Consider the following 15,935-nt stretch of genomic DNA (forward strand, 5'->3'; position numbering starts at 1 on the left):
GGCCCGGCGTGCGAACGTCACCTCCGGAGGGGCGGGGAGCCGGCCGCGGTTGCGGTGACCCGGTCCGCGAGTTCCGCCACGGCGGACAGCGCCCGGGAGCGGCTCAGCACTCGATGATGTTCACCGCCAGCCCGCCCCGGGCCGTCTCCTTGTACTTCACGGACATGTCCGCGCCCGTGTCCTTCATCGTCTTGATGACCTTGTCCAGGGACACCTTGTGCGAACCGTCGCCGCGCATCGCCATGCGGGCGGCGGTGACGGCCTTGACCGCCGCCATGCCGTTGCGCTCGATGCACGGGATCTGGACCAGGCCGCCGACCGGGTCGCAGGTGAGCCCGAGGTTGTGCTCCATGCCGATCTCGGCGGCGTTCTCCACCTGCTCGGGCGAACCGCCGAGCACCTCGGCCAGCGCGCCCGCGGCCATGGAGCAGGCCGAGCCGACCTCGCCCTGGCAGCCGACCTCGGCGCCGGAGATGGAGGCGTTCTCCTTGAACAGCATGCCGATCGCGCCCGCCGCGAGCAGGAAGCGGACCACGCCCTCCTCGTCGGCGCCCGGCACGAAGTTCATGTAGTAGTGCAGCACCGCCGGGATGATGCCGGCCGCGCCGTTCGTCGGGGCGGTGACGACCCGGCCGCCGGCCGCGTTCTCCTCGTTCACGGCCATCGCGTAGAGGGTGATCCACTCCATGGACAGGGCCTGCGGGTCGCCCTCGGAGCGGAGCTTGCGGGCGGTGTTGGCGGCCCGGCGGCGCACCTTCAGACCGCCGGGCAGGATGCCCTCGCGGGACATGCCGCGCGCCACGCAGGCCTGCATCACGCGCCAGATCTCCAGCAGCCCCTCGCGGATCTCCTCCTCGGTGCGCCAGGCCCGCTCGTTCTCCAGCATCAGCGCCGAGATGGACAGACCGGTCTCCCGGGCCAGGCGCAGCAGCTCGTCGCCCGTGCGGAAGGGGTACTTGAGGACGGTGTCGTCGAGCTTGATGCGGTCCGCGCCGACCGCGTCCTCGTCGACGACGAACCCGCCGCCCACCGAGTAGTAGGTCTTGGTCAGCAGCTGGGCGCCCGAGGCGTCGTACGCCCACAGGGTCATGCCGTTGGCGTGGTAGGGCAGGGCCTTGCGGCGGTGCAGGACCATGTCGTCGTCGAAGGAGAAGGCGATCTCGTGCTCGCCGAGCAGGTTCAGCCGGCCGCCGGCCCTGATCGCCTCCACCCGCTCGTCGGCGGTCTCCACGTCCACCGTGCGCGGGGAGTCGCCCTCCAGGCCGAGCAGGACCGCCTTGGGCGTGCCGTGGCCGTGGCCGGTGGCGCCGAGCGAGCCGTACAGCTCCGCGCGGACCGAGGCGACGGACCCCAGGAGCTCCTCGTTGCGCAGCCGCCGGGCGAACAGGCCGGCCGCGCGCATCGGCCCGACGGTGTGGGAGCTGGACGGGCCGATGCCGATCGAGAACAGGTCGAAGACCGAGATGGCCACGGGGGGAACTCCTGACTACGGGGGTGGTGCCAAGGGGGTGGGTGCCGCGCCCGCTTGTGGCCGGCGCGGCGCCCGAAAGGTTTCTTCGTTACTTGTCGAGGCCCGGGTACAGCGGGTGCCGGTCGGCCAGGGCCTTCACCCGGGCCTTGAGGGCCTCCGCGTCGTACGACGGCTTCAGCGCCTCGGCGATGACGTCCGCGACCTCGGCGAAGGCCTCGGCGCCGAAACCGCGGGTGGCCAGGGCCGGGGTGCCGATCCGCAGACCGGAGGTCACCATCGGTGGACGCGGGTCGTTCGGGATCGCGTTGCGGTTGACGGTGATGCCGATCTCGTGGAGCCGGTCCTCGGCCTGCTGCCCGTCCAGCTCGGAGTCGCGCAGGTCGACCAGGACCAGGTGCACGTCCGTGCCGCCGGACAGGACGTCCACGCCCACGGTCCGGACGTCGTCCTTCACCAGACGCTCGGCCAGGATGCGGGCTCCCTCCAGCGTACGGCGCTGGCGCTCCTTGAAGTCCTCCGTGGCGGCGACCTTGAAGGCGACGGCCTTGGCGGCGATCACGTGCTCCAGCGGGCCGCCCTGCTGACCGGGGAAGACAGCGGAGTTGATCTTCTTGGCCAGTTCGGCCGTGGAGAGGATCACACCGCCGCGCGGGCCGCCGAGGGTCTTGTGGGTCGTGGTGGTGACCACGTGCGCGTGCGGCACCGGGTTGGGGTGCAGCCCGGCGGCGACGAGCCCGGCGAAGTGCGCCATGTCGACCATCAGGTACGCGCCGACCTCGTCGGCGATCCGGCGGAACTCGGCGAAGTCCAGCTGCCGCGGGTACGCCGACCAGCCGGCGACGATCAGCTTCGGCCGGGACTCCTTGGCCAGCCGCTCGACCTCGGCCATGTCGACCCGGCCGTCCTCGCCCACGTGGTAGGCGACGACGTCGTAGAGCTTGCCGGAGAAGTTGATCTTCATGCCGTGGGTCAGGTGACCGCCGTGGGCGAGGTTCAGGCCCATGATCGTGTCGCCCGGCTTGAGCAGCGCGAACATCGCGGCCGCGTTGGCCTGCGCGCCGGAGTGGGGCTGCACGTTGGCGTGCTCGGCGCCGAACAGCTCCTTCACGCGGTCGATCGCGATCTGCTCGACCACGTCGACGTGCTCGCAGCCGCCGTAGTAGCGGCGGCCCGGGTAGCCCTCGGCGTACTTGTTGGTGAGGACCGAGCCCTGCGCCTCCATGACCGCGACCGGGGCGAAGTTCTCCGAGGCGATCATCTCGAGCGTGGACTGCTGGCGGTGCAGCTCGGCGTCGACCGCGGCGGCCACGGCCGGGTCGAGCTCGTGCAGGGGGGTGTTCAGGACGGACATACGGCTACGACCCCTCAGCCGGCGGAGAACGCGGTGTACTCGTCGGCGGAGAGCAGGTCGCCCGGCTCGTCCGTGACCCGCACCTTGAACAACCAGCCGCCCTCGAAGGGGGCCGAGTTCACCAGCGACGGGTCGTTCACGACGTCCTCGTTGACCTCGGTGACCTCACCGGAGACCGGGGAGTACAGGTCGGACACCGACTTGGTCGACTCCAGCTCGCCGCAGGTCTCACCCGCGGACACCGTGTCACCGACCTCGGGGAGCTGGACGAAGACCACGTCGCCGAGCGCGTTGGCCGCGTGCTCCGTGATGCCGACCGTCGACACGCCGTCCTCGGCGGCCGACAGCCACTCGTGCTCCTTGCTGTAGCGCAGCTGCTGGGGGTTGCTCATGGCCTGGATTCTCCTGTACGCGCGGGAGTGCTGTGAAAGGGGGACTGCTGGTGAGCTGGGACGAGCGTGGCCGGGCCGCACCGGCGGCGGCCCACGGCCAGTGTCTACTTCTGCCGCTTGTAGAACGGCAGCGCCACGACCTCGTACGGCTCGTGACTGCCCCGGATGTCCACACCCACACCGGACGTGCCGGGCGCGGCGTGCGCGGGGTCGACGTAGGCCATGGCGATCGGCTTGCCCAGGGTGGGGGAGGGGGCGCCGGAGGTGACCTCGCCGATCACCTCGCCGCCCGCGACGACCGCGTACCCGGCGCGCGGGACGCGGCGGCCCTCGGCGACCAGGCCGACGAGCACCCGCGGCGGGTTCTGCTTGGCCCGGGCGGCGGCCTCCTTCAGGGCCTCCCGGCCCACGAAGTCGCCCTCCTTCTCGAACTTCACCACACGGCCGAGACCGGCGTCGAAGGGCGTCAGGGAGGTGGTCAGCTCGTGCCCGTACAGCGGCATGCCGGCCTCCAGGCGCAGCGTGTCGCGGCAGGACAGCCCGCACGGGACCAGCCCGGCGCCCTCGCCGGCCTTGGTCAGCGCCTGCCACAGCTCGACGGCGTGCTCCGGCTGCACGAACAGCTCGAAGCCGTCCTCGCCGGTGTATCCGGTGCGGGCGATCAGGGCCGGCACCCCGGCGACCGTGCCGGGCAGGCCCGCGTAGTACTTCAGCCCGTCCAGGTCGGCGTCGGTGAGGGACTTCAGGATGCCGGGGGACTCCGGGCCCTGGACGGCGATCAGCGCGTAGGCGTCCCGGTCGTCGCGCACCTCGGCGTCGAAGCCGGCGGCGCGCTCGGTCAGCGCGTCCAGGACGACCTGGGCGTTGGAGGCGTTGGCGACGACCATGTACTCGCTCTCGCCCAGCCGGTAGACGATCAGGTCGTCGAGGATGCCGCCGTCGGCCCGGCAGATCATGGTGTAGCGGGCGCGGCCCGGCTTCACCGCGCCGATGTTGCCCACCAGGGCGTAGTCGAGCAGGGCGGCGGCCTGCGGGCCGGTGACGGTGATCTCGCCCATGTGGGAGAGGTCGAACAGCCCGGCCTTCGTGCGCACGGCGAGGTGCTCGTCGCGCTCGGAGCCGTAGCGCAGGGGCATGTCCCAGCCGGCGAAGTCGGTCATCGTCGCGCCGAGCGAGCGATGCAGGGCATCGAGCGCGGTGTGACGGAGTTCTCCTGTACTGCTCACAGTCGGTCGTCTCCCAGGGCAATGACGGGCGAGGTCGGTCCTCCCCATCTGTCATCGGAACCTGAGAGGTTCGCCATGACCGCGCTGGTCCATGGCTTGCACCTTGGGTGGAGCCGCCCTGCCGGGGCAGGGACGGGCCCGCTTTTCAGATGTGCCTCGCCCGCGCGGTAACGGGGCCTGAGAGATTCAAGGGAGGGACTTGCTCCTTCGGCGCCCCAGCGTCAGCGGTGCTGGGGACTCTCCCGCGCGGATTCAAACGGCCGGTATGCAGTTGGCGCGCACATCATTGCACGCATCCTTCCGGCGCGGCAGGGGGACCTTTCACAGGGAGTGCGCGAGTCCAGCCGCCGGACACAGCGACCTGTAGCAGCCCTGTTGCAGGAAGAGTACGGAAATGAGAGGCCTGCGGCATTACCTTCTCTTTACACTCGGCGGGGATGGGACTCCGTACCTGGCCCCAGGGGAGGACGATCACGGTGAACAGGACCAGGGCGTACGCCACGACCACGGGCATCGCGCTGCCCGAGCAGCCGGCCGTTCCGGCCCGGGCGGTCCGCGGCCCGGTGCCGGCGCCCGTCGTCCGCGATCTGCGCGACCGCCCCGGCCGCGGCCCGCACGCGCTGCTGTTCGGTCCCCGGGACATCGTCGTGGTCACGGGTCTGCCCGGCAGCGGCAAGTCCACGCTCATGCGGCGTACCGTCCCGGGCCGGCGCGTCGACTCCCAGGACACCCGCGACCGCTGGGAGCACCGCATGCCGGGCTTCCTGCCGTACGCGGCCTACCGCCCGCTGGTCCGCCTCGCGCACTACGCGGGGCTGTGGCGCGCGCTGCGCACGGGTGAGGGGATCGTGGTGCACGACTGCGGCACCCAGGCGTGGGTCCGCCGCTGGCTCGCCCGCGAGGCCCGCCGCCGGGGCGGCACCCTGCACCTGCTCCTCCTCGACGTCACCCCCGAACAGGCCCTGGCGGGCCAGCGCGACCGCGGCCGCGGCGTCTCGCGCTACGCGTTCGCGCGCCACCGCGCGGCCACCGCCCGCCTGCTGCGCTCCGTCGAACAGGGCGACCTCCCCTCCGGCTGCGGCTCGGCCGTCCTGGCCGACCGCGCAGCGGCCGACGCGCTTCGCCGCATCTGCTTCACCGGGTGACCACCGGCAGCCGGGACTCGCCCGCGGTGGCTCGGGTTTCCTGCTGCCGTGCGGGGTGACAGGCCCCGGGTGCGGTGCGCGCGGGAACGACGGCACGACGGCCGGACGCCGCGCCGTACGGAGGGGGCAGGGCCTCCGCCCCGGTCGGCGCGGCGGACCCGGGAGAGCGGGCCGGGGACCGGGCCCGGGACGCGCGCCGTCCCGTCCGGCCCGGTCACTCCCGCTTCCCGAGCCGTTAGCCTTTGCAGCCTCAGCAGTGGTTTCAGGCAGGCGGTAGGCAGATGGACTTCCCGGCGGACTTCTCCGCGGACTTCCCGGCGCAGACGCAGACCCACCCGCACGGTGGCTGGCCCGGCAACGAGCTGGAGGAGGTGCTCTCGGCCGCCCTCGGCGCCGGGCCCGCGGCCGGCGGGCGGATCGTCGAGGTGCTCGGCCGGAGCTTCGTCTGGGTCCCGCTGCCCAGCGGCGGCGGCCCGCACAGCGGGCCCCTCGACCTGCCCGCCGTCGAGATCGACGGCCAGGCCTTCGTCCCGGTGTTCAGCTCGGAGGAGCAGTTCCGCCAGGTCGCCGGCTCGCACATGGCGTACACCATCGCGCCCGCCGTGGAGTTCGCCCGCGGCCTGCCCCCGCACGCGGGGATCGTCGTCAACCCCGGCGGCGTGGTCGGCATACCCCTGCCGCCGCCCGCCGTCGCCGAGTTGTGCCGGGCCGGCCGGACCCCGCTGGACGGTCCCGCGAGCGGCGGCCGGGTCCGCCTCTTCGAACCCGACTGGCAGGACGACCCGGTGGACTTCCTCGCCGCCGCCTCCGCCGAGTTCGAGGCGACCGGCGTCGTGCTCAGCGCCCGCCGCTGCCTCGCCGCGATCGAGACCGCCGACCCCGTGATGTTCGTGGGCGTCGAACTCTCCCAGTGGGAAGGCGACCTGCGGGCCCTGCCCCTGGACGCCCTGACCCGGGCGGTGACCAGGTCCCCCGCCCCGTGGCCGGTCAACCTGGTACTGCTGGACGTCGCGGAGGATCCCGTGGGGGAGTGGATGAGGAACCGGGTCCGGCCCTTCTACCAGCGATAGGTCACCGACCTCGGGGGCGCGGGGACCGCGCGACCGGCCACGCACGGGGCGGACCCGCGAACCGGCACCGGGTCCGGGCGCCCGCGCGGGCTTAAGCTAGGTCACGGTCGAGGCGTTGTACGAAGGGGCGGTAAAGGTGAGCGCGAGCGGCACGGCCGCGGCCGGACAGGTCGAGCACATGCTGCGCCAGGTCACGCCCGGGCGCTACGACGCCTACGAGGCTCTCCTGCGCGCGCTCGCCACCCCGCACACCGGCCGGATCTGGATGCTCCTGTGGCACGGCCAGGCCGGATCACCGGACGCCCAGTACGGGAACATGGAGGTCGACGGCTACGGCTACGCGCCCTGCGTCACCTCCGCCCAGGAGCTCTCGGCCAGCGGCTGGAACCGCTCGTACGAGGTGGTCGACGGCGTCGACGTGGCCCGCGCCCTCTACCCCGACCACTACGGTCTCTGGCTCAACCCGCACGCCCCGGGCGGCGGCGTCGGCATCCCCTGGCTCGACCTGCGCCGGATCGCCACGGGCCTGGACCGCCAGCCCGCCGGACCGCTGCGGCTGTCCGAACCGGCCATCGAGGTCCCGCAGTTCTACGCCCTGCTCGCGCAGAACGCGCACCGTACCCCGGCCGTCCGCTCGCTGCGCCGCGCCTGGGTGCAGCCCGCGCTGGGCGCGCCGTACCTGGCCATCGGACTGGACGTGTACGACACCTCGCCGCAGGCCGTGGACTCCGTGCGCGCGATGATGCAGCAGTCCCTCGGCGCCGTCCCCGACGGGCTCCCCGTCTCCACCGTCGCCATGTCCGACGCCCACGACCCGGTCGCCATGTGGCTGCGCGCGAACGCCCGCCCCTTCTACGACCGCGAGGCCCACGCGACGGCCCCCGTCCAGGCCCCCGCCTCCGGCTACGGCTACCCGCCCGCCCAGGGCAGGTACTGAGCCGTCCGGCACCCGGTCGGGGCCGGTTCCGCACCCCCGCGCGAAGGTGACGACAGCTCACCTCTCCGCGCGTAGATAAGGGTGGAATGAGCGCTTATGTCGTAAAATGCCCCTAGCTCAGCGTGTCCGACCCCTGTTACCCGTTGTCCGGATAACGGAACCCCGCAGACAGCATCACGTTTACGCATCCTTTCACCGCCAAGTCTGGCAACAGATCGCCAAAGCGTTGAAGACTCCCGGCAAGACACGGGCCGGTCGGTCTCGTGTACGAGACAAACAAAACCGCTACAGCGGCAGCCAGGGGCTAGGCGATCGCCGGCCCGAGAGGGGTCAATCGCACCGTGACCGCACCGATCGAGACCACCGGGGCGGAAGCCGGAGCACAGCCCGAGGCCGTGCTCTCCGGGGTCAAGAAGAGCCAGATCGAAGGGCGCTCGCTCACCCAGATCGCCTGGATGCGCTTCAAGCGGGACAAGGTGGCGATGGCCGGCGGCGTCGTCGTCGTCCTGCTCGTGCTGATGGCGGTGTTCTCCAAGCCGATCCAGTGGATCTTCAACCTCGATCCCAACAAGTTCAACCAGGACCTCATCGACCCCGCGCTGCTCGCCCCCAAGGGCGGCTGGGGCGGCATGAGTTGGGACCACCCGCTCGGCGTGGACCCGCAGTACGGCCGCGACATGCTCGCCCGCATCATCGACGGCTCCTGGGTCTCCCTGCTGGTCGCGGGCGGCGCCACGCTGCTGTCCGTGTGCATCGGCACCGTGCTCGGCGTGATCGCCGGGTACTACGGCGGCTGGGTGGACGGCATCATCAGCAGGCTGATGGACACCTTCCTCGCCTTCCCGCTGCTGCTGTTCGCCATCTCGATCTCCGCCTCCGTGCAGGACGGGTTCTTCGGTCTCGACGGCCTGCCGCTGCGCATCTGCGTGCTGATCTTCGTGATCGGCTTCTTCAGCTGGCCGTACATCGGCCGGATCGTGCGGGCGCAGACCATGACCCTGCGCAAGCGGGAGTTCATCGAGGCCTCCACGAGCCTCGGGGCGCGCGGCCCGTACATCCTGTTCCGGGAGCTCCTCCCGAACCTCGTCGCGCCGATCCTCGTCTACGCGACGCTGATCATCCCGACGAACATCCTGTTCGAGGCCGCGCTGAGCTTCCTCGGCGTCGGTATCGCTCCGCCGCAGGCCTCCTGGGGCGGCATGCTCAGCAACGCTGTGGATCTCTACACGGCTGATCCGCAGTACATGTTCGTGCCCGGACTGGCGATCTTCATCACCGTCCTGGCCTTCAACCTGCTGGGTGACGGGCTGCGTGACGCCCTCGACCCTCGCAGCAAGTGATCCATCGAATGAGGGGGCTTCCTCAGGTGAAGACGAGAAGGGTGACCGCCGGCGTTGCGTCGGTCCTGGCACTGTCGCTGGGAGCTGCCGCGTGCGGCGGCGGTGGTGACGACAACGACGGGGGAGGCAACGGCAAGAAGGACGCCGCGCTGAACTCGATCGTCAACGCGTCGGACAAGAAGGGAGGGACGGTCACGTACGAGCACTCGGACGTGCCGGACTCCCTCGACCCGGGCAACACGTACTACGGCTGGGTCCAGAACTTCTCCCGCCTCTACGGCCGGACGCTCACCACGTTCAAGCCGGCGGCGGGCAAGGAAGGCCTCACGGTCGTGCCGGACCTCGCCGAGTCCCTCGGCAAGTCCAGCCCGGACGCCAAGACCTGGACGTACAAGCTGCGTGCCGGAGTGAAGTTCCAGGACGGCACCCCGGTGACGTCCAAGGACGTCAAGTACGCCATCGAGCGCTCCAACTTCGCGCCCGAGGCCCTGTCCAACGGCCCGACGTACTTCAAGGCCTACCTGGAGGGCGGCGACAAGTACCAGGGTCCGTACAAGGACAAGTCGGCCGACGGCATCAAGTCCATCGAGACGCCGGACGACCGCACGATCGTCTTCAAGCTGAAGCAGCCGTTCGCCGACTTCGACTACCTGGCGACGTTCTCGCAGACGGCGCCCGTGCCGAAGGCGAAGGACACCGGCGCGAAGTACGTGCAGGCCATCCAGTCCACCGGCCCGTACCAGTTCCAGTCCTACGAGGAGGGCCGCGGCGCCACCCTCGTGCGCAACAAGAACTGGGACCCCAAGACGGACCCGATCCGCAAGGCGCTGCCGGACAAGATCACGATCAAGTTCAAGGTCAACCCGGTCACGGTCGACAACAACCTGATCTCCGACAAGATCACGGCTGACGCGGCCGGCACCGGTGTGCAGCCGCAGACCCAGCCGAAGGTCCTGCGCGGCAAGCTCGCCAACCAGACGGACAGCTCCTACGCGGGCGCCACGCAGTACATCGCGCTCAACGTCAACGTGAAGCCGTTCGACAACGAGCACTGCCGCAAGGCCGTCCAGTGGGGTCTCGACAAGCAGTCCGTCCTGGACGCGATGGGCGGCTCGCCGAAGGGCGACGTGGCGACCACGCTGCTGCCGCCGTCGGTCAACGGCTACACCAAGTTCGACACCTACGCGACCGAGGGTCACAAGGGTGACGCCGCCAAGGCCAAGGCCGAGCTGAAGGCATGCGGCCAGCCGAACGGCTTCAACACGATCCTCACGGCCCGCTCGGACCGGCCCGCCGAGGTCGCGGCCGCCACGGCCGTCCAGGCGTCGCTGAAGAAGGTCGGCATCAACGTCGAGATCAAGCAGTTCCCCTCCGGCAAGTACTTCTCCAACTTCGCCGGTGTCCCGTCCTACGTCCACGAGAACAAGCTCGGCATGCTCTCGATGGCGTGGGGCGCCGACTGGCCGACCGGCTACGGCTTCCTCGACCAGATCGTCAACGGCGCGGCCATCAAGCCCTCGGGCGGCAACAACCTGATGGAGCTGGACGACCCGAAGATCAACAAGGCCCTGACGGACGCGATCGCCAACACCGACGACGCGGCCCGCACCAAGGCCTGGGGCGACATCGACAAGATGGTCCTCGACAACGCCTCGGTCGTCCCGCTGATCTACCGCAAGAACCTGCTGCTCCGGCCGGCGTCCGCCAACAACGTCACGGTCACGCAGGCCTACCTCGGCATGTACGACTACCTGCTGATGAGCTCCTCGAAGTAATCAGCAGGCCGGAACCTTTCGAAAGGCAGGTGAAGGCACCGGGTGGCCGCGGCGGACGATCCCGCCGCGGCCACCCGGGGCCGTACAGCTGTGGCTGCGTACATCCTCCGACGCGTCATGGGCGCGGTGCTGTTGCTGCTGGTGGTCAGCGCAGTCACCTTCGCCATCTTCTTCCTGGTACCCCGCCTCGGGGGCCAGACGGCCGACCAGTTGGCCACCCAGTACGTCGGCAAGGACGCGAACCCCGAGTCCGTCGCCGCGATCAAGAAGAACCTGGGCCTGGACCAGCCCGTCTACGAGCAGTACTGGAACTTCATCAAGGGCCTCGTGGCGGGCGCCGACTACCGGTTCGGACCCGACGCGACGCACTGCAGCGCCCCCTGCTTCGGCTACTCCTTCAAGAATCACGTCGAGGTGTGGCCCCAGCTTCTCGAGCGGATCCCCGTCTCCTTCTCGCTGGCCGTCGGCGCGGCGGTGATCTGGGTGGTCTTCGGTGTCACCACGGGCGTCGTCTCGGCGCTCCGCAAGGGCAAGCCGATCGACCGCGGCGCCATGTTCGTCGCCCTCGCCGGCGTCTCGCTGCCGATCTTCTTCACCGGCCAGATCCTGCTCGCGCTGTTCGTCTACGAGATCCCCATCTGGGACAGCGTCGACTACGTCCCGTTCACCGAGAATCCGGCCGAGTGGGCCTGGCACCTGGTGCTGCCCTGGGTCAGCCTCGCCTTCCTGTTCTCCGCGCTGTACGCCCGGCTCACCCGGGCGGGCATGCTGGAGACGATGAACGAGGACTACATCCGCACGGCCAGGGCCAAGGGCCTGAAGGAGTCCACGGTCGTCACCAAGCACGGCCTGCGCTCCGCGCTCACCCCGATCGTCACCATCTTCGGCATGGACTTCGGCACCCTGGTGGGCACCGCGGTCCTCACCGAGACCGTCTTCTCGCTCCAGGGCATCGGCGCCTACGCCGTCCAGTCCATCCAGCAGAACGACCTCCCCATCATCATGGGCGTGACCCTGGTCGCCGCGTTCTTCATCGTCTTCTGCAACTTGATCGTCGACCTGGTGTACGCCGCCATCGACCCCCGGGTGAGGTACTCGTGAGCAAGCTCGACAAAGCCGCGCTCGGCGAACCGGACACCACCGCCCCGTCCGTCCCGGACGACGTGTTCCTGTCCGTCCGCGACCTGCGCATCCACTTCGACACCGACGACGGCCTGGTCAAGTCGGTCGACGGCGTCAGCTTCGACGTGCGCAAGGGCAAGACCCTGGGCATCGTGGGCGAGTCCGGCTCCGGCAAGTCCGTCACCTCGCTCGGCGTGATGGGCCTGCACCGCTCGGCGCGCGCCCACGTCTCCGGCGAGGTCTGGCTGGACGGCCAGGAGCTGATCGCGGCCGATCCCGACGAGGTGCGGCGGCTGCGCGGCCGGAAGATGGCCATGATCTTCCAGGACCCGCTGTCCGCGATGCACCCCTACTACACGGTCGGGCACCAGATCGTGGAGGCGTACCGCGTCCACCACGACGTGAGCAAGAAGGCCGCCAAGCAGCGCGCGATCGAGATGCTCGACCGGGTCGGCATCCCCGAGCCCGCCAAGCGCGTCGACGGCTACCCGCACGAGTTCTCCGGCGGCATGCGCCAGCGCGCCATGATCGCCATGGCGCTGGTGAACAACCCCGAGCTGCTCATCGCGGACGAGCCGACCACCGCCCTGGACGTCACCGTGCAGGCGCAGATCCTGGACCTGATCCACGACCTGCAGAAGGAGTTCGGCTCCGCGGTCATCATGATCACCCACGACCTGGGCGTGGTGGCCGAGATGGCCGACGACCTGCTGGTCATGTACGGCGGCCGGTGCGTGGAGCGCGGCCCCGCCGAGGACGTCTTCTCCGCGCCCCGGCACCCCTACACCTGGGGCCTGCTCGGCTCGATGCCGCGCCTGGACCGCGAGGAGACCGACCGGCTCATCCCGATCAAGGGCGCGCCGCCCTCCCTGATCAACCTCCCGTCCGGCTGCGCCTTCCACCCGCGCTGCCCGTACGCGGACATCCCGAAGGACGACGTCACCCGCACGGTCCGCCCCGAGCTGACCGAGGTCGGCGGCTCGCACTGGGCCGCCTGCCACCTGGGCCAGGAGCAGCGGGAGCGTATCTGGACCGAAGAGATTGCGCCGAAGCTGTGAGCGACGACAAAACGGTGAGCGAACCGGACACCAGCGGCAGCACCCTCACCGAGGACACCACCGCCGACGGCGATGTCCTGCTGAAGGTGACCGGCCTGCAGAAGCACTTTCCGATCCGCAAGGGCCTGCTCCAGCGGCAGACCGGCGCGGTCCGGGCCGTCGACGGCATCGACTTCGAGGTCCGCAGGGGCGAGACGCTCGGCGTCGTCGGCGAGTCCGGCTGCGGCAAGTCCACCATGGGCCGGCTGATCACCCGGCTGCTCGAACCGACCGGCGGCACGGTCGAGTTCGAGGGCAAGGACATCACGCACCTGAAGACCGGCGAGCTGCGCCCGATGCGCCGCGACGTCCAGATGATCTTCCAGGACCCGTACTCCTCGCTGAACCCCCGGCACACGATCGGCACGATCGTCGGCGCCCCCTTCCGGCTCCAGGGCGTCGAGCCCGAGGGCGGCGTGAAGAAGGAGGTCCAGCGGCTGCTGTCGGTGGTCGGCCTCAACCCCGAGCACTACAACCGCTATCCGCACGAGTTCTCCGGCGGTCAGCGCCAGCGCATCGGCATCGCCCGCGCGCTCGCGCTGAACCCCAAGCTGGTGGTGGCCGACGAGCCGGTCTCCGCCCTGGACGTGTCGATCCAGGCGCAGGTGGTGAACCTGCTGGACGACCTCCAGCAGGAACTCGGCCTGACCTACGTGATCATCGCGCACGACCTGTCGGTGGTCCGGCACGTCTCGGACCGGATCGCGGTGATGTACCTCGGCAAGATCGTCGAGCTGGCCGACCGCGACAAGCTCTACAAGTCGCCGATGCACCCGTACTCCAAGGCGCTGCTGTCGGCCGTGCCGATCCCGGACCCCAAGCGCCGGGGCGTCAAGAGCGAGCGCATCCTGCTCAAGGGCGACGTGCCCTCGCCGATCGCGCCGCCGAGCGGCTGCCGGTTCCACACCCGGTGCTGGAAGGCGACGGAGATCTGCAGGACGACCGAGCCGCCGCTGGCGGAGCTGCGGGCCGGGCAGCGCGTCGCCTGCCACCACCCGGAGAACTTCGAGGACCAGCAGCCGCAGGACACCGAGCTGCTGTCCTCGGCCAAGGAGGTCGCCGCGGACAACGGCGGCGCCGCCACCGCGGAGAAGTGAACCCGCCCGAGCCCCCGCCCTCGCACATCAGGGCGGGGGCTCACCCGTGGGGGAAAATGCCCGTGTGCTCCAGCAACTCTTCAGTCCGTCCGTCCAGCACACGCTCGACCTGATCGGCATCTTCGTCTTCGCGATCTCCGGCGCCCTGCTGGCCGTGCGCAAGAACTTCGACGTCTTCGGCATGGCCGTGCTCGCCGAGGTCACCGCGCTGGGCGGCGGTCTCTTCCGCGACCTGGTCATCGGGGCCGTCCCGCCCGCCGCGTTCACGGACCTGGGGTACTTCCTCACCCCGCTCCTCGCCACCCTGCTCGTGTTCTTCCTGCATCCGCAGGTGGAGCGCATCCAGGTCGCCGTGAACGTCTTCGACGCGGCCGGTCTCGGCCTGTTCTGCGTCGCCGGCACGATCAAGGCCTACGAGTACGGGCTCGGCCTGACCGCCTCGGCCGGCCTGGGCCTGACCACCGCGGTCGGCGGCGGTGTGCTGCGCGACGTCCTCGCCAACGAGGTGCCCTCCCTGCTGCGCTGGGACCGTGACCTCTACGCGGTCCCGGCGATCGTCGGCTCCGCCCTGGTCGCCCTGTGCATCCGCTACGACGCGCTGAACCCGTTCACCAGCGCCCTCGCGGTGATCACGGCCTTCGTACTGCGCCTGCTCGCGATGCGGTTCCACTGGCGAGCTCCGCGGGCGTGGCACCGGCGCTCGACGGTGAGCGAGGAGGAGCAGCCCGTCCTGCCGTGACGGGGCCCGCGCCCGTCTCCTGCGTCAGCCAGGCGAAGGCGGGCACGATCTGGGGCCGCCACAGCGCCATGGTGTGCCCGCCGGCGCTCTTCGGGATGTACACCACGTGCACGGTCGTCGGGGCCTTCGCGATCCGCTCCAGCGCGACGCCCGCCTCGTACCCGTCGTGCGGCTGGCCGGAGAGGTACAGGGCGACCGGCGGCGGGAGGGGCGCACGGCGCAGCAGCAGGAACGGGTTGTTCGCGTCGCGCAGCGCGGGGGTCCGCGCGGCGAGCGAGTCGCGTTCGCCGATCGGGTCGTTGTAGCCGGACAGGCTGACGGCGGCCCGGTAGCGGTCGGGGTGGGCGACGGCCAGCTTGGCCGCGCAGTGCGCCCCGGCCGAGTAGCCGGCGACGGCCCAGCCCCGGGGGGCGGGCTGGGCGCGGAAGTTGTCCATGACCATCTTCGGCACGTCGACGCTCAGCCAGCTGTCGGCGTTGACCGTGCCGGGGATGTTGGCGCAGCCGGTGTCCACCCCGGCCAGCAGGTTGGTGCGGGGCGCGACCAGGATGAACGGGGCGACGCGGCCGTCCCGCATGAGCGGTTCCAGCTGTTCGTGCGCGTGCAGCGCGCCGAACCAGGCCTTCGCCGAGCCGGGGTAGCCGGGCAGCAGTTCCACGACCGGGAACCTGTGGTGCCGGTAGGCCGGCTCGTCGTACTGCGGCGGCAGCCAGACGTACACCTCGGCGTTCACACCCGACACCCGGCCGCTGAGCTGGGTGACCCGCACCCCGCCCGCCGCGCCCATCCCGGGCCCGGCGGCGGGCCGGAAGGACTGGCGCACCGCGGGCAGCCGCTTCAGCGCGATTCCGCCGGTGCCGTCGGGGCCCAGGTCGGCCGCCTGCCGCACGTGGTCGCCGGTGCCGAGCAGGTCGCCCCAGTTGTCGTACAGGCTGTTGGCGTTGTTGACCAGCGTGAAGACCAGCGCCACGGCCGTCCCCTGCGCGAACAGCAGCATCAGCGTGCGGGCCGCGGCCCGCAGGAGGCGGGGGCCGCGGATCCGCGACCACAGGGCCAGCGGCAGTGCGAGGGCCACGACGGTGAGCACGACCAGCGTGCAGAGGAACGGGGTCCCGGTGAGGCTCATGCCCCTACAGAGGGCGGAACCGGCCGCGAGGTTTACGGACGAGTCGG

The 15,935-nt window shown here is 70.7% G+C and carries 14 protein-coding genes and 2 riboswitches; of the genes, 9 read left to right on the forward strand and 5 right to left on the reverse strand.

Going from position 1 to position 15,935, the window contains the following annotated elements:
* Positions 1-103: 103 nt before the first annotated feature.
* From AC07DA_RS06155 to gcvT, 4 genes are all read right to left on the reverse strand, one after another.
* Positions 104-1,471: an L-serine ammonia-lyase gene (locus AC07DA_RS06155; protein WP_479125050.1), complete on the reverse strand. Its 1,368-nt coding sequence runs from the start codon at positions 1,469-1,471 to the stop codon at positions 104-106.
* A gap of 88 nt (positions 1,472-1,559) precedes the next feature.
* Positions 1,560-2,822: a serine hydroxymethyltransferase gene (gene glyA / locus AC07DA_RS06160; protein WP_479125052.1), complete on the reverse strand. Its 1,263-nt coding sequence runs from the start codon at positions 2,820-2,822 to the stop codon at positions 1,560-1,562.
* Positions 2,823-2,836: 14 nt separating this feature from the next.
* Entirely contained in the window at positions 2,837-3,214 is a 378-nt protein-coding gene (gene gcvH / locus AC07DA_RS06165) for a glycine cleavage system protein GcvH (RefSeq protein WP_086562694.1), read from the reverse strand.
* Between the two features lie 104 nt (positions 3,215-3,318).
* Positions 3,319-4,440 carry a glycine cleavage system aminomethyltransferase GcvT gene (gene gcvT, locus AC07DA_RS06170; RefSeq protein ID WP_479125054.1) on the reverse strand — a complete coding sequence of 374 codons (1,122 nt, stop codon included), beginning with the start codon at positions 4,438-4,440 and terminating at the stop codon, positions 3,319-3,321.
* Between the two features lie 38 nt (positions 4,441-4,478).
* Positions 4,479-4,595, reverse strand: a riboswitch (glycine riboswitch).
* A riboswitch (glycine riboswitch) is annotated at positions 4,596-4,695 on the reverse strand. It lies immediately after the preceding riboswitch.
* Between the two features lie 221 nt (positions 4,696-4,916).
* On the opposite strand from gcvT, the gene AC07DA_RS06175 reads away from it, so the two are divergent.
* From AC07DA_RS06175 to AC07DA_RS06215, 9 genes are all read left to right on the forward strand, one after another.
* The gene (locus tag AC07DA_RS06175) at positions 4,917-5,585 is read left to right on the forward strand and encodes an AAA family ATPase (protein ID WP_479125056.1); all 669 of its coding nucleotides are present in this window, start codon (positions 4,917-4,919) and stop codon (positions 5,583-5,585) included.
* A 281-nt stretch (positions 5,586-5,866) separates the two neighbouring features.
* Positions 5,867-6,655: an enhanced serine sensitivity protein SseB gene (locus AC07DA_RS06180; protein ID WP_479125058.1), complete on the forward strand. Its 789-nt coding sequence runs from the start codon at positions 5,867-5,869 to the stop codon at positions 6,653-6,655.
* Between the two features lie 136 nt (positions 6,656-6,791).
* Positions 6,792-7,592, forward strand: a complete 801-nt coding sequence (locus tag AC07DA_RS06185) for an enhanced serine sensitivity protein SseB C-terminal domain-containing protein (RefSeq protein ID WP_479125060.1) — start codon at positions 6,792-6,794, stop codon at positions 7,590-7,592.
* Between the two features lie 341 nt (positions 7,593-7,933).
* On the forward strand, positions 7,934-8,932 hold the full coding sequence (locus AC07DA_RS06190; protein WP_479125062.1) for an ABC transporter permease: 999 nt from the start codon (positions 7,934-7,936) through the stop codon (positions 8,930-8,932).
* 8 nt (positions 8,933-8,940) lie between these two features.
* Entirely contained in the window at positions 8,941-10,707 is a 1,767-nt protein-coding gene (locus AC07DA_RS06195; RefSeq protein ID WP_479125064.1) for an ABC transporter substrate-binding protein, read from the forward strand.
* A gap of 90 nt (positions 10,708-10,797) precedes the next feature.
* Complete coding sequence (locus AC07DA_RS06200) at positions 10,798-11,808, forward strand: ABC transporter permease (RefSeq protein WP_479125066.1); 1,011 nt, start codon at positions 10,798-10,800, stop codon at positions 11,806-11,808.
* On the forward strand, positions 11,805-12,887 hold the full coding sequence (locus tag AC07DA_RS06205) for an ABC transporter ATP-binding protein (RefSeq protein WP_479125068.1): 1,083 nt from the start codon (positions 11,805-11,807) through the stop codon (positions 12,885-12,887). The genes AC07DA_RS06200 and AC07DA_RS06205 overlap by 4 nt, the downstream gene beginning before the upstream one ends.
* Entirely contained in the window at positions 12,884-14,023 is a 1,140-nt protein-coding gene (locus AC07DA_RS06210; protein ID WP_479125070.1) for an ABC transporter ATP-binding protein, read from the forward strand. The genes AC07DA_RS06205 and AC07DA_RS06210 overlap by 4 nt, the downstream gene beginning before the upstream one ends.
* Before the next feature lie 64 nt (positions 14,024-14,087).
* Entirely contained in the window at positions 14,088-14,762 is a 675-nt protein-coding gene (locus AC07DA_RS06215; RefSeq protein WP_094056288.1) for a trimeric intracellular cation channel family protein, read from the forward strand.
* Here AC07DA_RS06215 and AC07DA_RS06220 read toward each other — a convergent pair.
* Positions 14,653-15,888 carry an alpha/beta hydrolase gene (locus AC07DA_RS06220; protein ID WP_479125072.1) on the reverse strand — a complete coding sequence of 412 codons (1,236 nt, stop codon included), beginning with the start codon at positions 15,886-15,888 and terminating at the stop codon, positions 14,653-14,655. The two genes, AC07DA_RS06215 and AC07DA_RS06220, sit on opposite strands and share 110 nt — an antisense overlap.
* Between the last annotated feature and the right edge of the window lie 47 nt (positions 15,889-15,935).

Source organism: Streptomyces sp. NPDC044921 (genome assembly GCF_056432865.1).

Bases quoted from the DNA above. Each gene is read 5' to 3' on its own strand.
- AC07DA_RS06220 (WP_479125072.1), bottom strand. From the start codon at position 15,888: ATGAGCCTCACCGGGACCCCGTTCCTCTGCACGCTGGTCGTGCTCACC.
- AC07DA_RS06180 (WP_479125058.1), top strand. From the start codon at position 5,867: ATGGACTTCCCGGCGGACTTCTCCGCGGACTTCCCGGCGCAGACGCAG.
- AC07DA_RS06195 (WP_479125064.1), top strand. From the start codon at position 8,941: ATGAGGGGGCTTCCTCAGGTGAAGACGAGAAGGGTGACCGCCGGCGTT.
- gcvH (WP_086562694.1), bottom strand. From the start codon at position 3,214: ATGAGCAACCCCCAGCAGCTGCGCTACAGCAAGGAGCACGAGTGGCTG.
- glyA (WP_479125052.1), bottom strand. From the start codon at position 2,822: ATGTCCGTCCTGAACACCCCCCTGCACGAGCTCGACCCGGCCGTGGCC.